At 66.1% G+C, this 20,973-nt stretch carries 15 protein-coding genes; 9 read left to right on the top strand and 6 right to left on the bottom strand.

The window, feature by feature from the left end:
* Positions 1 to 63 precede the first annotated feature (63 nt).
* Together G7Y85_RS17160 and G7Y85_RS17165 are read right to left on the bottom strand one after the other, a co-directional pair.
* Positions 64 to 489, bottom strand: coding sequence for a type II toxin-antitoxin system VapC family toxin (locus G7Y85_RS17160; protein ID WP_166260180.1), 426 nt, complete (start codon positions 487 to 489; stop codon positions 64 to 66).
* 14 nt (positions 490 to 503) lie between these two features.
* On the bottom strand, positions 504 to 764 hold the full coding sequence (locus tag G7Y85_RS17165) for a type II toxin-antitoxin system Phd/YefM family antitoxin (protein ID WP_166260183.1): 261 nt from the start codon (positions 762 to 764) through the stop codon (positions 504 to 506).
* Between the two features lie 211 nt (positions 765 to 975).
* Here G7Y85_RS17165 and gltB point away from each other — a divergent pair, with 211 nt between their 5' ends.
* The 3 genes from gltB to G7Y85_RS17180 all read left to right on the top strand — a co-directional run bounded on the left by gltB (position 976) and on the right by G7Y85_RS17180 (position 10,773).
* Positions 976 to 5,475 (top strand): glutamate synthase large subunit, encoded by a 4,500-nt coding sequence (gltB, locus tag G7Y85_RS17170; RefSeq protein ID WP_166260186.1) that lies wholly within the window; start codon positions 976 to 978, stop codon positions 5,473 to 5,475.
* Positions 5,476 to 5,629: 154 nt separating this feature from the next.
* Positions 5,630 to 7,048: an FAD-dependent oxidoreductase gene (locus G7Y85_RS17175; protein WP_166260189.1), complete on the top strand. Its 1,419-nt coding sequence runs from the start codon at positions 5,630 to 5,632 to the stop codon at positions 7,046 to 7,048.
* A 359-nt stretch (positions 7,049 to 7,407) separates the two neighbouring features.
* The gene (locus tag G7Y85_RS17180) at positions 7,408 to 10,773 is read left to right on the top strand and encodes a S41 family peptidase (RefSeq protein ID WP_166260192.1); all 3,366 of its coding nucleotides are present in this window, start codon (positions 7,408 to 7,410) and stop codon (positions 10,771 to 10,773) included.
* A 52-nt stretch (positions 10,774 to 10,825) separates the two neighbouring features.
* On the opposite strand, the gene G7Y85_RS17185 is transcribed toward G7Y85_RS17180, so the two are convergent.
* Positions 10,826 to 11,518 (bottom strand): hypothetical protein, encoded by a 693-nt coding sequence (locus tag G7Y85_RS17185; RefSeq protein WP_166260195.1) that lies wholly within the window; start codon positions 11,516 to 11,518, stop codon positions 10,826 to 10,828.
* A 130-nt stretch (positions 11,519 to 11,648) separates the two neighbouring features.
* Between G7Y85_RS17185 and G7Y85_RS20330 the strand changes: the two genes are divergently transcribed.
* Both G7Y85_RS20330 and G7Y85_RS20695 read left to right on the top strand, forming a co-directional pair.
* Positions 11,649 to 12,815, top strand: coding sequence for a sensor histidine kinase (locus tag G7Y85_RS20330; RefSeq protein WP_166260197.1), 1,167 nt, complete (start codon positions 11,649 to 11,651; stop codon positions 12,813 to 12,815).
* The gene (locus G7Y85_RS20695; RefSeq protein WP_166260200.1) at positions 12,812 to 13,435 is read left to right on the top strand and encodes a response regulator; all 624 of its coding nucleotides are present in this window, start codon (positions 12,812 to 12,814) and stop codon (positions 13,433 to 13,435) included. Before G7Y85_RS20330 ends, G7Y85_RS20695 begins: the two co-directional genes overlap by 4 nt.
* Positions 13,436 to 13,490: 55 nt before the next feature.
* Here the strand turns inward: G7Y85_RS20695 and G7Y85_RS17200 are convergent, their stop codons facing one another.
* Complete coding sequence (locus G7Y85_RS17200) at positions 13,491 to 14,081, bottom strand: phosphatase PAP2 family protein (protein WP_166260203.1); 591 nt, start codon at positions 14,079 to 14,081, stop codon at positions 13,491 to 13,493.
* A gap of 147 nt (positions 14,082 to 14,228) precedes the next feature.
* Here G7Y85_RS17200 and G7Y85_RS17205 point away from each other — a divergent pair, with 147 nt between their 5' ends.
* The 3 genes from G7Y85_RS17205 to eutC all read left to right on the top strand — a co-directional run bounded on the left by G7Y85_RS17205 (position 14,229) and on the right by eutC (position 17,099).
* Complete coding sequence (locus tag G7Y85_RS17205; protein ID WP_166260206.1) at positions 14,229 to 14,885, top strand: YceH family protein; 657 nt, start codon at positions 14,229 to 14,231, stop codon at positions 14,883 to 14,885.
* Between the two features lie 67 nt (positions 14,886 to 14,952).
* Positions 14,953 to 16,341 (top strand): ethanolamine ammonia-lyase subunit EutB, encoded by a 1,389-nt coding sequence (locus G7Y85_RS17210; protein WP_166260209.1) that lies wholly within the window; start codon positions 14,953 to 14,955, stop codon positions 16,339 to 16,341.
* Positions 16,338 to 17,099, top strand: a complete 762-nt coding sequence (gene eutC / locus G7Y85_RS17215) for an ethanolamine ammonia-lyase subunit EutC (RefSeq protein ID WP_166260212.1) — start codon at positions 16,338 to 16,340, stop codon at positions 17,097 to 17,099. The genes G7Y85_RS17210 and eutC overlap by 4 nt, the downstream gene beginning before the upstream one ends.
* A 6-nt stretch (positions 17,100 to 17,105) precedes the next feature.
* On the opposite strand, the gene G7Y85_RS20700 is transcribed toward eutC, so the two are convergent.
* The gene (locus G7Y85_RS20700) at positions 17,106 to 18,500 is read right to left on the bottom strand and encodes a fatty acid desaturase (protein ID WP_166260215.1); all 1,395 of its coding nucleotides are present in this window, start codon (positions 18,498 to 18,500) and stop codon (positions 17,106 to 17,108) included.
* Between the two features lie 133 nt (positions 18,501 to 18,633).
* Between G7Y85_RS20700 and G7Y85_RS17225 the strand changes: the two genes are divergently transcribed.
* Positions 18,634 to 19,650, top strand: coding sequence for an AraC family transcriptional regulator (locus G7Y85_RS17225; RefSeq protein ID WP_166260218.1), 1,017 nt, complete (start codon positions 18,634 to 18,636; stop codon positions 19,648 to 19,650).
* Between the two features lie 15 nt (positions 19,651 to 19,665).
* Here G7Y85_RS17225 and G7Y85_RS17230 read toward each other — a convergent pair whose 3' ends face one another.
* Positions 19,666 to 20,898 (bottom strand): DUF445 domain-containing protein, encoded by a 1,233-nt coding sequence (locus tag G7Y85_RS17230; protein WP_166260221.1) that lies wholly within the window; start codon positions 20,896 to 20,898, stop codon positions 19,666 to 19,668.
* Positions 20,899 to 20,973: the final 75 nt, after the last annotated feature.

Genomic DNA, 20,973 nt, shown 5'->3' on the forward strand with positions numbered 1-20,973 from the left:
TGAATACGGAATGAAGTGTGACGATTCATTACACGGCAGCTGCGCGGCGCCGTGCGGCCGTGCTCAGGGCCGGAACCAGTCCTCGACGCGCAAGTCGGCGAGCCCGGCGAACGATGCCGCGCCACGCGTCACCAGCACCAGCTCGCGACTCGCGGCAATCGCGGCAAGCTGGGCATCGAGCACGGTCCAGTTGCGGCGCGTGCGCGCCTGATCGACGTCGGCGCGCGCCAGCCAGATCGCGGCGTCATGATCAAAAGGCAGCACCGGTGGTCCGGTCAGCAGCAATTCGGCGGTAAAAGCCTGCAGCTGTTCGCGACGTTCGCCGTCGCGCATGCCGGCCACGCCGCGCAGCAAGGCGTAACTGGCCGGTGCACCGATCGCGCAGGCCGACTGCTGCTGCTGAAACAGCGTGAACACGCGGCGGTTGCCGGCAGGCCGCGTCAGTTCGGCCAGCACCGGCAGATCGAGCAGATATCGCAGCTTCGCCATTGCGTCAGCTGACCCTAGAGTTCACGCCAGCGTTCGAGTTCGGCGGCCGTGATGCCTTCGATCCCGGGCGCCAGCTGGTCCCGCCATTGTCTTGCCCAGCTCGCGAAATCGACGCTGGCGGCGGCTGCGTTCTTCAGGCGCAGGTATTCGGCGTCCGACAGCAGCACCGCAACCGGCTGCCCGCGGCGCGTGACCTGCACCGGCTGGCCGTCCTCGGCGGCATACAGCAGTTCCGTCAGGCGGTTCTTGGCGTCGGCGATGGAGACGGCTTTCATGGGCGAAAAATGCGCAATCCCGGACAAGATGGCTATTTAGATGGCCATAATATATGAAGCTAAGTCCATGATTCAATTGCGTGCTGCAACGCAGCGCCGCCACACCTGGCGCCGAGGTTTGCGGAGTTTCAGGCGCCCTCCTATCGTTCCTGCCCCGCCCGGACAAGCCTGTGCTTGATGCCCGGTGCCCCGCTTGATTGGAGCGAGCTTCATGACTGACCGCCAGCCCCACGACCGTTCCCGGCCGTCCCAGACCGTTCGCGGCCTGTATCGGGAAGAATTCGAGAAGGACAGCTGCGGCTTCGGCCTGATTGCCCACATGGACGATCAGCCGTCGCACAAGCTGGTGCAGACCGCGATCACGGCGCTCGCGCGCATGACCCACCGCGGCGCGGTGGCAGCCGACGGCAAGACCGGCGATGGCTGTGGTCTGCTGATGAAAAAGCCGGATGCGTTTCTGCGCAAGGCCGCTGCCGCGCTCGGGTTCAAGCTCGGTGATGGCGACTATTGCGCTGGCAACATCTTCTTTTCGCAGGACGACGCCCGCCGTGATCGCGCGCGCGCCCTGCTCAAGGAAAGCCTGGAGTTGCAGGGCCTGAGCGTCGCCGGCTTCCGCGTGGTGCCGACCGAACTGTCGGCGCTGGGCGAGGAGGCGATGAAAAGCGTGCCGGTCGTCGAGCAGGTATTTGTCACCGCGCCGGTCGATACCCACAAGTTTGCATTCGAACTGAAGCTCTTCAAGGCCCGCCGTCGTGCCGAGAAGCTGGTCGCGGCCGAAGGCGACCGCGAGTTCTATGTCACCCATCTGTCGTGCCGCGTGCTGGTCTACAAGGGTCTGGTCATGCCGGAGTTCCTGGCCAGCTTCTATCCGGATCTCGCCGACCCGCTGCTGGAATCGTCGATGTGCGTGTTCCACCAGCGCTTCTCGACCAACACCACACCGCAGTGGCGGCTCTGTCATCCGTTCCGTTATCTCGCGCACAACGGCGAGATCAACACGATCTCCGGCAACCGCAAGTGGGCGCAGGCGCGCGCGCGCAAATTCCAGTGCGAGTCCCTGCCCGACATCGAGGAGATCGCGCCGCTGGTAAATCTCTCGGGATCGGATTCGCAGTCGCTCGACAACATGCTCGAAGTGCTGCTCGCGGGCGGCATGGACATCTTTGCCTCGCTGCGCGCCCTGATTCCGCCGGCCTGGCAGAACGTCGAGGACCTCGATTCCGACGTGCGCGCGTTCTACGAATACAACTCGGTGAACATGGAGCCCTGGGACGGGCCGGCCGGCGTTGTCATCACCGACGGCCGCTACGCCGCCTGTACACTCGATCGCAACGGCCTGCGCCCGGCACGCTACGTGATCACGACCGATCGCCACATCGTGCTCGCGTCGGAAATCGGCGTGCACGACTTCAAGATTCAGGACGTCGTCGAAAAGGGTCGACTGCGACCCGGCGAGATTCTCGCGGTCGATACCGAGTCCGGCGCGCTGCTGCGACCGGAAGACATCGACAAGATGCTCGCTGCTCGCAAGCCCTACAAGCAGTGGCTGAAGACCAAGATGAAGCGCGTCGAAGCCTCGCTGTCCGACGATCCGAGCGCGCTCGACACGATGCCGCCGGATACGGTCGCGACGTATCACAAGATGTTCCAGCTGACCTTCGAAGAACGCGATCAGGTGCTGCGTCCGGCCGCCGAGGCCGGACAGGAAGCGATCGGCTCGATGGGCGACGACACGCCGTTCGCGGTGCTCTCGGAACGGCCGCGCTCGGTCTACGACTACTTCCGGCAGATGTTCGCGCAGGTCACCAATCCGCCGATCGATCCGCTGCGCGAGCAGATCGTGATGTCGCTGGAATGCCAGCTCGGCGCCGAGAAGAACATCTTCGAGGAAACGCCGGAGCGCGCGTCTCGCCTGCTGGTCGACTCGCCGGTGCTGTCGGAGGCCAAGTTCAAGAAGCTGCTGGCGATCGGCGACGAAGATCCGGCCTTCGCTCACCACAACATCGACCTCAACTACGATCCGGCGACCGGACTGAATGCCGCGCTGCACGCGATCTGTGATGAAGCGGCTGCGGCGGTACGCGGCGGCCGCGTCGTGCTGGTGCTGTCGGACCGGGCGATCGAACGCGGCAAGCTGCCGATGCATGCGCTGCTCGCGGTCGGCGCCGTCAACAATCACCTCGTGCGCGAAGGGCTGCGCTGCGACTGCAACATCGTGGTCGAAACCGCGACGGTGCGCGATCCCCATCAGTTCGCCTGTCTGATCGGGTACGGCGCTTCATGCATCTACCCGTATCTCGCCTACGCGTCGCTCTACGAGATGGCTCGCGCCGGGCAGATCAAGAACAAGCCGGTCGAGGCACTCGCGCAGTCGTATCGCAAGAGCATCAACAAGGGTCTCTACAAGATCATCTCGAAGATGGGTATCAGCACCATCTCCAGCTACCGGGGTGCGCAGCTGTTCGAGATTGTCGGCCTGTCCGACGAGATCGTCGACCTGTGTTTCGAAGACACCGTTTCGCGCATCCAGGGCGCGCAGTTCGCGGATCTGCAGGCCGAGCAGCAGGAACTCGCCGAGCTGGCATGGAGCGCGCGCAAGCCGATCGAACAGGGCGGACTGCACAAGTTCATCCACGGCGGTGAATATCACGCGTACAACCCGGACGTGATCGCCACACTGCAGAAGGCCGTGAAGACCGGCGACTACGGCGATTACAAAGTCTATGCCACGCACGTCAACGAGCGCCCGGTCGCGACGATACGCGACCTGTTCAAGCTCAAGGACAGCGTGGCCGTGCCGATCGACGAAGTCGAATCGGTCGACGCCATCCTCAAGCGCTTCGACTCCGCCGGCATGTCGCTGGGCGCCCTGTCGCCGGAAGCGCACGAGGCGCTGGCGATCGCGATGAACCGGCTCGGCGGCCGCAGCAACTCGGGCGAAGGCGGTGAAGACCCGGCGCGCTACGGCACCGAGAAGATGTCGAAGATCAAGCAGGTCGCGTCCGGCCGCTTCGGCGTCACGCCGCAGTACCTGGTCAACGCCGAGGTATTGCAGATCAAGGTCGCGCAGGGCGCCAAGCCCGGCGAAGGCGGACAGCTGCCCGGCGACAAGGTCAACGAGCAGATCGCCAGGCTGCGTTTCGCCAAGCCCGGCGTCGCGCTGATCTCGCCGCCACCGCACCACGACATCTACTCGATCGAAGATCTCGCGCAGCTCATTTTCGATCTCAAGCAGGTCAATCCGCAGGCGCTGGTGTCGGTCAAGCTGGTGTCGGGTCCCGGTGTCGGCACGATCGCCGCCGGTGTCGCCAAGGCCTACGCCGACCTGATCACGATCTCCGGTTACGACGGCGGCACCGGCGCGTCGCCGCTGACCAGCGTCAAGTACGCCGGCACGCCCTGGGAACTCGGTCTGTCGGAAACGCACCAGACGCTGCGCATGAACAATCTGCGCGACAAGGTCCGCGTGCAGACCGACGGCGGACTGAAGACCGGTCTCGATGTCATCAAGGCCGCGATCCTCGGCGCCGAGTCCTTCGGCTTCGGCACGGCGCCGATGGTCGCGCTCGGCTGCAAGTACCTGCGCATCTGCCACCTGAACAACTGCGCGACCGGCGTCGCCACGCAGAACGCGACGCTGCGCAGCAATTACTTCATCGGGCTGCCGGAAATGGTGATGAACTATTTCCGCTTCGTCGCCGAAGAGACGCGTGAATGGATGGCGCAACTCGGCGTGCGCACGATCAAGGAACTGATCGGCCGCACCGATCTGCTGGAAGTTGCCGCGCCGACGCACGACAAGGCGCGTCACCTCGACCTGTCACCGATTCTCGAATCGGCCGGCATGGTGCTGCCGAGCGCGCAGTACTGCATGTTCAACAACGAGCCGTTCGACAAGGGCGAACTCGCCGAAGCGATGTTGCATGATTGCCTGCCCGCGATCGAACACAAGACCGGCGGCATCTTTCATTACTCGGTGTCGAACCGGCATCGCTCGATCGGCGCGCGTCTGTCCGGCGAGATCGCGCGTCGCTGGGGCAATCTCGACATGGGCGACAAGCCGATCACGATCAAGCTCAAGGGCGCGGCCGGCCAGAGCCTCGGCGTCTGGAACGCCGGCGGCCTCAACCTCGAACTCGAAGGCGATGCGAACGACTATGTCGGCAAGGGCATGGCCGGCGGCCGCATCGTCGTCAAGCCGCCGCGCGGCGCGCGCTATGAAACGCGCGAAGCGGCGATCATCGGCAACACCTGCCTGTACGGCGCCACCGGCGGAACCCTGTATGCGGCCGGCATGGCCGGCGAGCGTTTCGCGGTGCGCAACTCCGGCGCGCATGCGGTGATCGAAGGCTGCGGTGACCACGGCTGCGAATACATGACCGGCGGCAGCGTCGTCATTCTCGGCCGCACCGGCGTCAATTTCGGTGCCGGCATGACCGGTGGCTTCGCTTACGTGCTCGACGAGAAGCGCAGCTTCGTCGACCGCTACAACCACGAGCTGATCGACATCCATCGCGTGGTCTCCGAGTCGATGGAGGCGCACGAGAACCACCTGCGCAAGATCGTCCAGGACTACGCCAACGTTACCGGCTCGAAGTGGGCACAGACCATCCTCGCCGACTGGGCGGACTACGTCGGCAAGTTCTGGCTCGTGAAGCCCAAGGCCGCGGAAATCGGATCCTTGATCGACTCCGTCCGTGCCGCCGCTTGAGCCCGCGCATGAAGCTACTACGCTCGACATTTCGCGCTTCTGCGCTGCTCGAAATCCTCACGAGCGGCCGAGTTCACTCCGGTTTCTGCGCTGCTCGAAGCGCGAACTGTCTTCGCTCGCGACGCTTCCTGCGCGGGCTCTAAGGAATACCAAGATGGGCGCCAAGAACGTCAACCAGTTTCTCGACCTGCCGCGGCAGGATCCGAAGAAGGTCCAGGCCGAAGTCCGCATCCACGACTTCCGCGAAATCTATGGCCAGTTTCCGCCGGATCAGGCCAAGGCGCAGTCGGGCCGCTGCCTGGCTTGCGGCAATCCGTACTGCGAGTGGAAGTGCCCGGTGCACAACTACATCCCGAACTGGCTGAAGCTGGTCGAGGAAGGCAATCTGTTCACGGCTGCCGAGCTCTCGCACCAGACCAACACCCTGCCGGAAATCTGCGGCCGGGTCTGTCCGCAGGACCGGCTGTGCGAAGGCGCGTGCACGCTCAACGACGGCTTCGGCGCGGTCACGATCGGCTCGGTCGAGAAGTACATCGCCGACGAAGCGCTCAAGCAGGGCTGGCGCCCGGACATGTCCAAGGTGCGCTGGACCAAGAAGAAGGTCGCGATCATCGGTGCCGGCCCGGCCGGGCTGGGCTGTGCGGACATTCTCGTGCGCAACGGCGTCAAGCCGGTCGTGTTCGACAAGTACGCGCAGATCGGCGGCCTGCTGACGTTCGGTATTCCGCCCTTCAAGCTCGAAAAGGACGTCATCCAGCGTCGCCGTGAAGTGCTGGAAGGCATGGGCGTCGAATTCCGCCTGAATACCGAGATCGGCAAGGACATCACGTTCGACAGCCTGCTCGCCGACTACGACGCGGTGTTCCTCGGCATGGGCACCTACACCTACATGAAGGGCGACTTCCCCGGCGAGAACCTGCCGGGGGTCTACGAGGCGCTGCCCTTCCTGATCGCCAACATCAATCGCGTCATGGGTCGTGGCAGCGATGCCGATCAGGAATTCGACATGAAGAACCAGCGCGTCGTCGTGCTGGGTGGCGGCGACACGGCGATGGACTGCAATCGCACCTCGGTACGGCAGAGCGCCGACAGCGTCACCTGCGTCTATCGTCGCGACGAAGAGAACATGCCGGGTTCGCGCCGCGAAGTCGCCAACGCCAAGGAAGAGGGTGTCGAATTCCTGTTCAACCGCACGCCGGTCGAGATCGTCGGCAAGGATCGCGTCGAAGGCGTGAAGGTCGTGACGACGACGCTCGGGGCGCCGGACGCGCGCGGCCGTCGTCGGCCGGAGATCGTGCCGGATTCGGAGCAGATCATTCCGGCCGATCGCGTTGTCGTCGCCTTCGGTTTCCGGCCGAGCCCGGCGTCCTGGTTCGAGCAGCATACCGTCAAGCTGCACGACGATGGTCGCGTCAAGGTGCACGGTGAGGTGCTGGCCAGACACAAGTTCCAGACCGCGAATCCGAAGGTGTTCGCGGGCGGCGATATGGTTCGCGGCTCGGACCTCGTCGTCACCGCTGTTTTCGAAGGTCGCGAAGCCGCCGAAGGCATCCTCGACTATCTGCAGGTCTGATCGCGACGCGCTCCCACGGCACGCCTCGAACCCTATCGCCGCCCTTATGGCGGCGACGGTCGATCCTGGGCTCCGCGGCTCGGACCTCGTCGTCACCGCTGTTTTCGAAGGCCGTGAAGCTGCCGAAGGCATCCTCGACTATCTGAAGATCCGAGCGAGGTCGCGGCTTGCGCCGCGCCCGCGTCGAAATTCGCAGGAGCGTCGCAAGCCGCGACCTGCGTAACGCATATGGATTCGGCAGGTTGCTGGCGACTGCCGGACGATGGCGGAGTCCCCGGAAAACCCCCAAATCGTTGACGGATGGCGAACCGTTCGCTGTCATGACGGTCTGAAGGCTTTCAATATCGGGGGAGATGGCGATGTCCGTGCTCGCGCGTTCGTTTGTTCTCGCAGGAGTGCTGCTGTCTGCGCTGTCGATGTCGGGGCCCGCCGCGGCCGACGACAGCACGCTGATGCGCTTTCCGACGATCCACGGCGACAGCGTCGTGTTCGAGGCGCATGGCAATCTCTGGGAGGTCGACCGCAACGGCGGCACCGCGCGCCGCCTGACCAGCGAGCCCGGCTTCGAACTGATGCCGCGGTTTTCGCCGGACGGACAGTGGATCGCCTTCACCGGGCAGTATCAAGGCAATCGCGATGTCTACGTGATTCCCGCCACCGGTGGCGTCGCGCGCCGCCTCACCTTCCACTCCGACGTCGTTGACGATGCGCCGCTGCGCTGGGGCCCGAACAACATGGTGCTCGGCTGGACGCCGGACTCGAAAAGCGTCGTGTTCCTCTCGCGCGCCGAAGCCTGGAATTCCTGGTACGGCAAGTTGTTCTCGGTCGCGCTCGGCGGCGGCACGCCGCAGGCACTGCCGCTCGATCGCGGCGGCCTGATGAGCTACAGCCCGGATGGCCGGCAGATCGCCTACAACCGCATCTTCCGCAATTTCCGCACCTGGAAGCGTTACGACGGCGGTCTCGCGCAGGACATCCACATCTATGACTTCGCCAGCAGGCAGCTGACGCGCGTCACCGACTGGAAGGGCACCGACACCGCGCCGATGTGGTACGGCCGCACGATCTATTTCCTGTCCGATCGCGACGCCAATCGTCGCGTCAATCTCTGGGCCTACGATCTCGACAGCAAGCAGTATCGCGAGGTCACGCACTTCAGCGACTACGACATCGACTTCCCTTCGCTCGGCGTCGCCGGCGGTGCTGACGGCATTGCCTTCCAGCAGGGCGGCAAGCTGTACGTGCTCGATCTGCCCAGCGAAAAACTGCATGCGCTCGACGTGCGGGTGCCGGACGACGGACTGCAGACCAGCGAGCGCTATGTCGATGCCAGGGACTTCATTCGCTACGACGATGTCGCGCAGCAGCCGGACTACGATCTGTCACCGACCGGCAAGCGCGTGCTGATCAGTGCGCGCGGCGATGTCTTCAGCGTGCCGGCGGAACACGGCAACACGCGCAATCTGACGCAGACGTCGAATGCCGACGAGGATCATCCGGCCTGGTCGCCGGACGGCACGCGGCTCGCGTACACGACCGACGTCGACGGCGAACAGCAGATCGCGGTACGCCCGGCCGGCGGCGGCGACGAGAAGATCCTCACGCATTTCGACCGCGGCTATTTCTATCAGCCGGTCTGGTCGCCGGACGGCGATCGTCTGGCGTTCTCCGACAACGAGCATCGTCTCTGGGTCATGTCGCTGGCCGGAGGTGCACCGACCTCGATTGCGCAGGACAAGCTGCAGGAGATTCACGACTACAGCTGGTCACCGGATGGTCGCTGGCTCGCGTACAGCGTCACCGCCGACAACACCGTGCGCGCGATCTGGCTGTACAGCGTCGCGACCGGCAAGGCGACGCGCGTCAGCGAGATGCGCGACAACGACTTCGCGCCGATCTTCGATCCCGGGGGCAAGTATCTGTACTTCGTGTCGACCCGCCACGAACTGCCGACCTTCAGCGAAAGCGAGTTCAATGTCGCGACTCTGAAAAGCACCGGCGTCTACGTTGCGACCCTGAAGGCCGATGCGCCCTCGCCGTTCGCCCCGCGCTCGGACGAAGCGGCATACAAGCCCGATGACGACAAGAAAGGCGACAAGGACAAGCAGGATGGCGACGATCACTGGAAGCCGGGCGCCAGCAAGCCGATCGACATCGATCTCGACGGGCTGATGCAGCGCGCAGTGCCGCTGCCGGTGCCGCCGGCCGACATCACTGGCCTCGATGTGCGCGACGACAAGGTGTTCTACCTGACCGCGCCGAGCCAGACCATCGAAGGGCCGCTGCCGGGCGAGAAGCCGGCGCTGCACGTCTACGACATGAAGGAGCGCAAGGACGCGACGCTGGTCGAGGATCTCGACGGGTTCCGCATCGCGGCGGACGGCGGCAAGCTGCTCTACAAGAAGGACAAGGACCTTTTCATCATCGACGCCAAGCCGCCGGAAGGCGACAAGAAGGACGATGACAGGAAGCCGCTCGATCTTTCGCATCTGCGCACGAAGATCGATCCGCGCGCCGAATGGCAGGAGATGTTCGCATCCGCCTGGCGCCTGGATCGCGATTTCTTCTACAGCACGAAGATGAACGGCGTCGATTGGGCAGCGGTACGGGCGTCCTACCAGAAGCTGCTGCCGCTGCTCGGTTCGCGCGAAGATCTCAACTACGTGATCGGCGAAGTGCAGGGCGAACTCGGCAACTCGCACACCTATGTCGGCGGTGGCGACGACAACAACCCGGTCGCCAAGGTACCGACCGCAATGCTGGGCGCCGACATCACACTCGATGCCGCGTCCGGCCGTTACCGGCTCGCGAAGATCTATCGAGGCGACAACACGCGCGAGGGCTATCGTGCGCCGCTGTCGGCGCCGGGCATCAAGGTCAACGACGGCGACTACCTGCTCGCGATCGACGATCACGAGCTCAAGGCGCCGACCGATCCGTACAGTCTGCTGGTCGGCAAGAGCGACGACACGGTCAAGCTGACGATTGCGTCGAGCGCCAATGGCAAGCGCCGTGACGTCGTCGTCGAGCCGGTCGCCAACGAGCTGTCGCTGCGTGAACAGGCCTGGATCGACCACAACCGTGCCACGGTCGACAAGCTCTCCGGTGGCAGGATCGGCTACATCTACCTGTCGGACATGGAATCGCTGGGCATGCAGCAGTTTGTGCGTCAGTTCTACAACCAGCTCGACAAGCAGGCGCTGGTGGTCGACGACCGCTGGAACGGCGGCGGCTTCATCGACCAGATCGTGCTCGAACGTCTGCGCCGCATCCTCGTTGGCATGTCGACCAATCGCGAGCGCGCGGCGATGCCGATACCGCAGCAGCTGATCGACGGACCCAAGGCCTGCCTGATCAATCACTACTCGGCGTCGGATGGCGACATCTTCCCGTTCTACTTCCGCAAGTACGGCCTCGGGCCCTTGATCGGCACGCGGACCTGGGGCGGCGTGCGCGGCATCCGCGGCTACTGGTCACTGCTCGACGGCGGCTACATCACCGTGCCCGAAGACAGTCTCTACGGTCTCGACTCGCAATGGGTGATGGAAAACCACGGCGTCGATCCGGACATCGAGATCGAGGATTCGCCGGGCGCGTTGCTGGCCGATCACGACGAGCAACTGGAAACGGCGGTGAACTATCTGCTCGGCGAGCTCAAGAAAAAGCCGGGCGGCCTGCCGCCTGCCCCGGAACTGCTGCCCGCGTACCCGCCGGCAGGTCGCTGATCGCGGCGACTGCCGGCGCGTCCCCTGGCGCCGCCGGCAGTCGTCCGTTTCTTCAACCGCTCGTCGTCGTGCGCGACCAGGCCGGCTCGGCGCCGCGCACACCGTAGCGCCGGTTCAGGCGAATGCCGACGGCGAGCGCGATCGCCAGCGGCCCGAACCACGCGAGTCCGTGTGCCGTGCCGGCGAGTGCCACCGGCAGCAGGCGATTGAGGCCGATCGACAGGAACGCGATATGCGTGGCAACGCCATTGCCCAGCATCGAGCCGAAGTGTTCGCGCAGCCACCAGCGCGGCGCTTCGGGGCGGCGGACGAGCCGCCACATCGTCATGCCGCGCACAATGCCGACCGAGGAAAATCCCGCGAGCAGCATCTGCTGGCTGGCGAGTCCATAGCCGAGCAGGGCCAGTCCGCAAGCAAGATTCAGCGCGGCCAGCAGGCGATACCACGTGCCTCGATAGCGCAGGTAGTCGCGCTTCATGCGGATCGCGAACCAGGCCGTGATGCAGCTCGAAGCCGTGATCAGCAACAGGTACAGCAGGAAGATCGCGACGCCGGTGTGGCCGCGCGCGAGCTGGATCAAGGCCATCGGCAGCGCGGTGACACCGATCGCGCACATCGCGATCAGGAAGCTGCGGCCGGCGAGCGCGTGCAGGCGGCTGCCCTTGCGCGCCAGCCCCGCGGTCCAGAAGCTGGCAAGACCGGCGCTGCCGGCGACGGCATGCAGACCGAGAAGGATCGAATACATGAGCGGCTCCACTGGATGACGCCGCCAGTTTCGGCCGCTGCCGGCGATTCCGGCAGATGACAAAACGCAGCTTCGACGGGTGACAAAACTCACCTTCCGCGCGGTGCCTCGCGAATGCCACACTGCCGTGATGAATGCTTCCGCCGAGTCCGCTGTGCAGCGAGCCGCGTTCCGCGGGCTGCGCGCACCGCTCAATCTCGCCGCCTATCTGACCTGGCTGGCACTGGCGTGGACGCCCGTGCAGCGCGCGTGGTCAGGGGCCTTGCCGCTGGACCTGCGCAGTCTCGCCGGTGGCGCCGGGTCGCTGGCCGTGCTGCTGCTGTTGCTTGCCCGCGAGCGCACCGACACCGGCGTGGCCGGGCAGCGGCGCCGACGCGCTCTGATCGTTGCGCAGATTCCCGGTGCCTGGCTGGCCTGCTGGGGTCTGGGCGAAGGCGCGCAGCCGATCCTGCTGGTCGTGGTCGCCGCCCAGCTCGCGGTCGCGTTCCGGCCGCGCGCGACGCTGGCCTGGCTGCTGGTCGCCAATCTCGGGCTGCTGGTCATCCTGCTCGAGCGTTTCCGTGTGGACGATGTGCTGGTCAGCATGATCAGCATGGCCGGCTTTCAGTTGTTCGCCGCGCTGTCCGCCGGCTACGCGCATGCCGCCGAACTGGCGCGCGACGAGGCGCTGCAGGCGCACGCCGAGTTGCACGCCGCACAACTGCTGCTCGATGAAGGCGCGCGCGGCGACGAGCGTCTGCGCCTGTCGCGCGAACTGCATGATGTGGTCGGCCACAAACTGACGGCGCTGAAACTGCAACTCGCCCTCGCCGAACGTCGCGCCGATGATGCCGGCCGTGCGAGCTTGACCGCCTGCCGCGAACTGGCCGACGCCGTGCTTGGCGAAGTGCGCGCTGTCGTCGGTCAGTTGCGGCAGCACGACGGTATCGATCTGCAGCAGGCGATTGCCGCGCAGCTCGCGCCGCTGGCCGCGCTCGGGCCGCGAATGGACGTGCGGATCGATCCGGCGCTGCGCATTGCCGACCTGCAGCGCGCTCATGCACTGCTGCGGGTCACGCAGGAGGCGGTCACCAATGTGCTGCGACACGCCGGAGCGCGGCATCTGCAGATCGCCTTGACGAGCGTGGCGGACACGGCGCGCCTGACTGTCGAGGACGATGGTCGTGGTTTGCGCGGTGCGCCGGAAGGCTACGGCATCGCCGGCATGCGCGAACGGCTGGCGGCCTTCGGCGGCTCGCTGGAGCTTCGCGAGCGCGCCGGCGGCGGCACCCGGCTGTGTGCGGCGATCCCGCTGTGAGCGACGCGGTCCGCATCGCGCTCGCCGACGATCAGGCGCTGGTACTGAGCGGCCTGCGCGCGCTGCTGACCGATCTCGGCGGACTCGAGGTCGTGATCGAAGCGCGCGACGGTGGCGAGCTGCTGCAGGCCTTGCAGCATCAGCGCGTCGATGTCGTCGTCAGTGATGTCCGCATGCCGCGACATTCCGGCATCGAAGTCGTTCGCGCGCTGCGTGCACGCGGCGACTACACACCGGTACTGTTGCTGACCACCTTCGACGATCCGGCGCTGCTGCAGGGTGCACGCAGCGCCGGCGCGCGGGGCTTCATGCTCAAGGACGCGGCGCCGGAGGATCTGCGGCGCGCGATCCAGCGCCTGGCCGGCGGCGACATGTTGTTTGCGTCCATCAGCACGGCCTCGTCGCTGCCGTCCGGCGATGCCGCACCGACGCGCCTGACCGCGCGCGAGGCGGACGTCCTGCGCCTCGTCGCCGGCGGCTATTCGAACAAGGAAATCGGCCGCACGCTGGGGATTTCCGACGGGACCGTCCGCAATCACCTGACCGACATTCTCGCGCGGCTCGAAGCGCGTGATCGCACGCATGCCGTGATGAAGGCGATCGCCGCGCACCTGCTCTGACGGCAGACGTGCCCGCTGCGCGCCGGCCGCGCTCTCCACGAAGGGGGCGGCGCACCTAGTGGCGCGAGCAGAGCGGCAGCCACGGCCGCCAGAGACGTCCGAGCCGGCCGAGCCAGCGCTCGAAATCGAGGCTCGAGTGTGTTCCGTACATCAGCACCGTCAGCAGGGCGGCGACGATGATGGCGGCGACGAACGGAAAGCGACCGACCGGCAACGGCGCGGCCAGCCGCAGGAACAGCCAGAGCGCCGCGCCGCCAAGCGCCAGGCCGAACACAATTTCACTGACGCTGTGCGCATGCAGGGCGTAGCGCGACCAGGCGATCGCCGCGATCCACGCGCAGGCCAGCGGCGGCACCAGCAGCCGTCGCCAGCCGGCCTCGTCGCGCGCCGCACAGACGCCGATCGCGCCATAGACGAAGAGACTGAAGCCGGCATGTCCGCTCGGGCTGCGCAGGCCGAATTCCGGCCGTGGACAGCCGTGGAAATAGATCTTCAGCACCGCGATGACGCCGACGCAGAGCGCGAGGCTCAGGCCCCAGGCCAGGGTGGCGCGAACGCCGGCCTCGCGCGCCAGCCAGGCGGTGAACAGTACCGAGAGCGCCAGCAGGATCGCGGCGTTGCCGAAGCAGGAAAGAAAATCGAGCATGGAATGAGGTGGTGGCAGGCAGCCGGCGGCACACGCTTGCGACGGTCTGGACCGAGATCTTGCACGAAACGTTCCGTCTCGACGTTCGCGGCCGCGTCGTGTGCCGGTCGGCGCATAGAATGCGCCCTCTGCCGCCCGATCAACGCCATGTCCGAACTTCTGCTGAGCCCCGTCGAAGCCCGCGTCGTCGCCGTGCTGGTCGAGAAATCGATCACCACGCCGGCGTATTACCCGATGACCGTCAACGCGATCATGCTGGCCGCCAACCAGAAGACCTCGCGCAGCCCGGTCATGAATCTCGGCGAAGGCGAGATCGGCAATGCGCTCAATGCACTCGAAGAGCGCAAGCTGGTGGCGCGCGACAGCTTCAGCGGCCGTGCCCAGAAGTGGCGGCAGCAGTTCATGCACCAGATGTTGTTGAAACCGCAGACCCAGGCGCTGCTGGTGACGCTGCTGCTGCGGGGTCCTCAGACCTTGTCCGAGCTGCGCGGCAATGCGGCCGTGCTGGGCGGGCCCGGCGACGACGAGGCCTTGCGCGTCGCGCTGGACGACCTCGCCGACCGCGCACAGCCGCTGGTCACGGCCCTGGCGCGTGCACCCGGCCAGTCGGCGCAACGCTGGGCGCCGCTGCTGTGCGGCGCCGAGGCCTTGAGTACCGCCGAGCCGGAAGTCCTTGCTGCCAGCCCGGCGAGAAGCGAAGACGCCGGCCGTGTCGCGCAGCTCGAAGCGCGCGTGAGCACGCTGGAGGCGCGACTCGCCGCGCTGGAAAGCCAGCTGGGGATCGGCGGCGGCGACGCCGCCTGAACGGCGCCGCGGCGACGAAGCTGGCAAAGTCTGTGCGTCTATCCAGACTTGGCTTCCGGATGCCTGCATGCCGTCGTACCAGACCCGCATTGGTGCCCGCATTTATCGTTTCGACGATCTGAAGTCGGTGCTGGCCTGCGCATCGCCGCGCCGGTCCGGTGACGAACTGGCCGGCATCGCCGCGGCCGACGACGAGACGCGGGTCGCGGCACGTGAAGTGCTCGCCGGTCTGCCGCTGCGACGCTTCCTCGACGAACCCCTGGTGCCGTACGAGGACGATGAGGTCACGCGCCTGATTGTCGATACGCACGACGTGCCGGCGTTTGCGGTCGTCGCCGCGATGACCGTCGGCGAATTCCGCGACTGGCTGCTGTCGTATGCCGCCACGACGGAAGCGCTCGCGGCGCTGGCGCCCGGTCTGACGCCCGAGATGGTCGCCGCCGTGTCGAAGCTGATGCGCAACGCCGATCTGATCGCGGTCGCGGCCAAGTGCCGCGTCGTCACCGGCTTTCGCACGACGCTGGGACTGCCCGGCTGTCTTGGTGCACGCCTGCAGCCGAATCATCCGACCGACGATCCACTCGGCATCGCCGCCGCGACACTCGACGGTCTGCTGTTCGGCATGGGCGACGCGGTGATCGGCATCAATCCGGCCGGCGACTCGCTCGCCGACACCGAGCGTCTGCTGCAGATGCTCGACGAGCTGCGGCTGCGCTTCGACATCCCCATGCAATCCTGCGTGCTCGCGCACATCACCACCAGCCTGCGTGCGATCGAGCACGGTGCGCCGGTGGATCTCGTCTTCCAGTCGATCGCCGGCAGCGAGAAGGCCAATCGCGGCTTCGGTGTCGATCTCGCCTTGCTGCGCGAAGGCTTCGACGCCGCGCGCACGCTGGCGCGCGGCAGTGTCGGCGACAACGCGATGTATTTCGAAACCGGCCAGGGCAGCGCGCTGTCGGCTGATGCCCACCATGGCGTCGATCAACAGACGATGGAGGTGCGCGCCTATGCGGTCGCGCGCGCGTTCAAGCCCCTGCTCGTCAATACCGTCGTCGGCTTCATCGGTCCGGAGTATCTCTACGACGCCAAGCAGATCATCCGCGCCGGACTCGAAGACCATTGCTGCGGCAAGCTGCTCGGTCTGCCGATGGGCGTCGACGTCTGCTACACCAATCACGCCGAGGCCGATCAGGACGACATGGATACGCTCGCCGTGGCCCTTGCCACCGCCGGCGTCAATTTTCTGATCGCCGTACCGGGCGCCGATGACGTCATGCTCAATTACCAGAGTCTGTCGTATCACGACGTGCTCGGCCTGCGGCATCTGTTGAAACTGCGACCGGCGCCGGAGTTCGAGCAGTGGTTGCAGCGCATGAGTCTGGCCGACGCAAACGGCGCGCTGCCGCCGCCGGCGCAAAGCGCGGTGCGCCGCCTGCTGGCATTGGACGCGCGATGAGCGACGAGCGCGCCATCGACTCCGCGCGTGACCCGTTCGCCCGGTTGCGTCAGGCGACGCGCGCGCGCATCGCACTCGGCCGGGCCGGCGATGCCTTGCCGACGCGCGCCCTGCTCGATTTCCAGCTCGGTCACAGCCGCGCACGCGACGCGGTGCACGGCGCGGTGGATTTCGATGCGATCGCCGAGCGACTGCCGACGCCGTCCTTGCGAATCCGCTCGCAGGTTCGCGATCGTGCCGAATACCTGCGACGCCCGGATCTCGGGCGCCGTGTGCATGCGGACGATCTTGCGATGTTCGCTGCGGGCCGCGGCGCGTTCGATCTTGCGTTCGTGATCGCCGACGGCCTGTCCGCCGCCGCCGTCAATGCGCATGCTGTCGCGCTGATCGATGCATGCTGGCCAAGACTGCATGGCTGGCGTCTCGCGCCACTCGTGCTCGGGGAACAGGCGCGCGTGGCCTTCGGCGACGAGGTTGGTGCCGCGCTCGGCGCGCGCATCGTCGCGGTGCTGATCGGCGAACGACCGGGCTTGTCGGTGGCCGACAGTCTCGGCGTCTATCTGACCTGGGATCCGAAGGTCGGACGCAGTGACGCAGAACGTAATTGCATCTCGAACATCCACGCGGATGGTCTGTCGCCTGCCCGCGCCGCCGACACGCTGATCGGTCTGCTCACCGCAGTGCGCCGGATCGAAGGCAGCGGTGTCGCTGTGAAAGCCGACACCGCTGCCCTTGCGTCCCTGTCGCGCGGCGACTGACATCGCTCAGGCGCTGGCCTGCAGCGGCCGGAAGTCGACCTTGTCGCGCACCGCGCACACCGGACATTGCCAGTCGTCCGGAATCAGCGCCCAGGCCGTGCCCGCCGCGATGCCCTCGTGCGGGCAACCGACGGCCTGCGCGTAGACATAGCCACAGTTCGGGCAGGCGAAGTGATCCGTCGCGACCCTGGTGTCGCTGGCGGCGGTCTCGCTGCGTGCCGCGGGCGCGACATCCGCCGCCGTCTGCCAGCGCGCCAGCAAGGCCGCGCGCTTCGGTGCGTAGAGGTTGGCCAGGCGCAGATCGCCACGATGATGTTCGGCGACGCGCCGGTCCATCAGGCGGAACCACAGCGGCGGCAGATAGGCGACCAGGATCATCGACAGATAGCCGGACGGCAACTGCGGGCTTTCGTCGAAGTGGCGCAGGGCCTGGTAGCGACGCGTCGGGTTGGCGTGGTGATCGGAGTGGCGCTGCAGCTGGTAGAGGAACAGATTGGTGACGATGTGGTTGCTGTTCCAGGAGTGGCGCGGCGCGCAGCGCTCATAGCGCCGGGCCTTCTCCTCGTAACGCCGCAGCAGGCCGTAGTGCTCGATGTAGTTGACGACTTCGAGCAGCGACGCACCAAAGAACGCCTGGGCAACGAGGAACAGCAGCGCGACCGGGCCCAGCCACAGCGTCAGCGCACCGAACAGCACGACGGTCAGCGCCCAGGATTGCAGATTCTCGTTGGCGCGGCTCCAGACCGGCTGGCCGTTGCGCTGCAGGCGCGCGGCTTCGATCTGCCAGGCCGAGCGCAGGCTGCCGATCATGGTGCGTGGCAGGAAGGCCCAGAAGCTCTCGCCCATCTTCGAGCTGGCCGGATCGTGCGGCGTCGCCACGTTCTTGTGATGGCCCTTGTTGTGCTCGATGAAGAAGTGGCCGTAGGCGACCGGCGCCAGCGTCAGCCGCGCCAGCCAGCGCTCCAGCGCATTGGTCTTGTGGCCGAGTTCATGCGCGGTGTTGATCGCCACGCCGTTGATGATGCCGACGCTGAGGATCGCGCCGATCATCGCCAGCGGGCCGTAGCCGCCGGTCGCGACCAGCCAGGCGCCGAAGATCGTCGCCGCGAACTGCGCCGGGATATAGGCGAAGACGATGGCCCGGTAATAACGGTCCTGTTCGAGGTCGGCGACCACGCTGTCCGGCGGATTGGTTGGGTCGGCGCCGATCAGGGCGTCGAGCAGCGGCAGCAGGCCGTACATGACCAGCGGCATGCCCCAGAAGAACAGCGCGCTGCCGGTGAAGTGGACCAGCAGCAGGAACGACAGCGACAGCACGGGGACCAGCGGGCTCAGCAGCCAGAGATAACGCTTGGCGTCCTGCCAGGGCTGGGCGGTGGGGGTGACGGTGGCAAGGTTCATTTCGGTTCTCCTGATCCAGATCGCGCGGGATTCGCTTCCGGCACCACCATGGTCGCGAGCGCGGCAAGGCGCGGCCTGTCATTTCTTGACAGATTCTTGTCATTTTCAGACAGTGCGTCGCACAGGAGGCCGCATGCGGCGCCATGATCCGGAAATCCCTGCGCGCTACTACCAGCGCATGGGTGAGGTGCTGACGACGCGCGGCGTCGATGTCGCGGCGCTGCTGCGCGAGCTGCGCATCCGTCCGCAGGCGCTCGCGTCGGTCGACGCGCGCCTGCGCCTGAGCCAGGTCGAAGCGCTGGTCGATGCGGTGCTGACGCGCACAGACCACACCGATCTGGCGCTCGATCTCGGGCGCGCCCTGAAAACCAGCACGCACAGCATCGTCGGTTACGCGATGCTCAGCAGCCCGGACATCGACTACGCGCTGCGCGTCATCGCGCGTTATTTCCGCCTGGTGATGCCGAGTTTTCGCATGCGTTATCGCGCCGAGGCCGGCCGCGCCGAAATCGGCTTCACGCCGGTGCTGCCACTCGGCCATCGCAGCCTGGTCTTTCACCTCGAAATGATCGCCGTGACGACCTACTGGGAGCTCCGCGAACTGATCGGCGGCCCGGTGCCGGACGGTGCCCTGCATCTGTCGATCGCGCCGCCGGCGCACGTCGCGCGCTACGCCGAACTGGCCGGCCTGCAATGCCATTTCAACAGCGAGGCGACGCCGGGCCTGCGCTTCGTGTTCGCCGCCGATTTTCGCGACTATCCACTCGCGTTTGCCGATGCCCACGCGTTGAAGATGGCCGAGGCACGCTGCGCGTCGCTGGTGCGCAGCGCGGTCGCCGGCGGTCGGGTCCGCAACTGGGTGGAAATGATGCTGCGCGAAGCCGTCGACGGCATGCCGACGCAGGCCGAACTGGCGCAGACCCTGAACCTGTCGGCGCGCACGCTCGACCGTCACCTGAAACGCGAGCGCTGCAACTTTCGCGAGTTGGCCCTGCGCGTGCGCCATGACAAGGCCTGCGCGCTGCTGCAGGCCGGCGAGCTCAGCATCACACAGATCGCCTACGAGCTCGGCTATACCGATGCCGCCAACTTCACGCGCGCGTTCCGTCGCGCCGCCGGCCGCAGTCCAAGCGCACATCGCCGCGCATGAACCGCATGCCGGGGCTCAGTGCACCATCAGGAACACCTGCAGTTCGCCGACCAGGAAGCCGAGGACCGCACCGACCGCGATCAGGATCCATTCGTCTTCCTTGAACACCGGCCGCAGCATGCCTTCGAACTGTTCGGCGGACAGCTTCTGCATCTTGGTCGTCAGCGTGTTGCGGATGTCCATCGCGTTTTCCGCGTAGCGGTTGATCGACTGCAGGGCGAGCGGCAGTTCGCGGATCAGGGACTCGGCGACCGCTTCCTTCATCTCGATGTACTTCTTCGAGCCGATCAGTATCGATACCAGCGGCCGGGCCGCGCCGGCCTGCTCGTCGACCGCCTGCTTGACGTGCCGCTGCAGCAGTTCGAGCACGCGATCGGACAAGGGGCCTTGCAGTACCGCGACCCAGATCTTCTCCGGCGTCAGGATCTGGTCGGCGATCAGGTTGCCGTAATCGTGCGCGACTTCCTGCTGGCGACGCAGGAACAGGCCCTGCACGGTCAGGCCGAGTACGCGTCGCGGACGCAAGGGCCGGAACAGCATCTGCAGCGCCAGCCAGTCGCTGGCGAAGCCGACGAACAGGCCGAACGCCGGCAGCATCCAGGACTGCTTCCACAGCACCCAGCAGATCATCTGCACGACACCGATGCCGAAGCCGAAATAGAAGCCGGCGGTGCCGAAGAACTTGAATTCCTGCTTGCCGGTTTCCGAGAAGATGCGGTTCAGCAGCTTCTTGTCGTGCACCAGGTTGTTGACGACCATGGTCTTGAGATCGAACAGACGGTCGATGTGGTCGCGCACGTCGCGCATGATCTCGGCGATCAGCTCCGGCAGGTCGGCCTGCACGCGTTGCACGACCCGCTTGCGGACGAATTCCGGCGTCGCGTTCCACAGGCCGGGCTGGAAGCGTTCGGCGACGTCGCGCGTGATGCGGTCCATGGCCTCGATCAGCACCGGCTCCAGTTCCCGGGCGACGCGCTCCGGTTCCAGGCGCTGGAACACCTCGCGCACGCTGATCAGCTGCGAGGTCATCAGGTCGACGGAGATGCCCGCCATCTTCGCGGCGTTTCGCGGGATAATTCCCTGCCAGCCCAGATACGGCGGCTTGAGGCCGACGAACTCGATGGGCTGGAACATCATGCGGATCGCCACCACCTTGGTGACGTAGCCGATGATCGCGCTGACGAAAGGCAGCGACAGATAAATCCAGAAATGCTGCCGGACGTCCGCCGCGATGCTGTGCCAATCCATGCCACCTCCCCCCTTGTCTGGCCGCGCTTCCGATCGTGACGCCGGTCTGCGCGCGGCCATTGTGCAGCAGCGCCA

It is taken from the genome of Solimonas terrae (assembly GCF_011067135.1).
Classification (GTDB): domain Bacteria; phylum Pseudomonadota; class Gammaproteobacteria; order Nevskiales; family Nevskiaceae; genus Solimonas; species Solimonas terrae.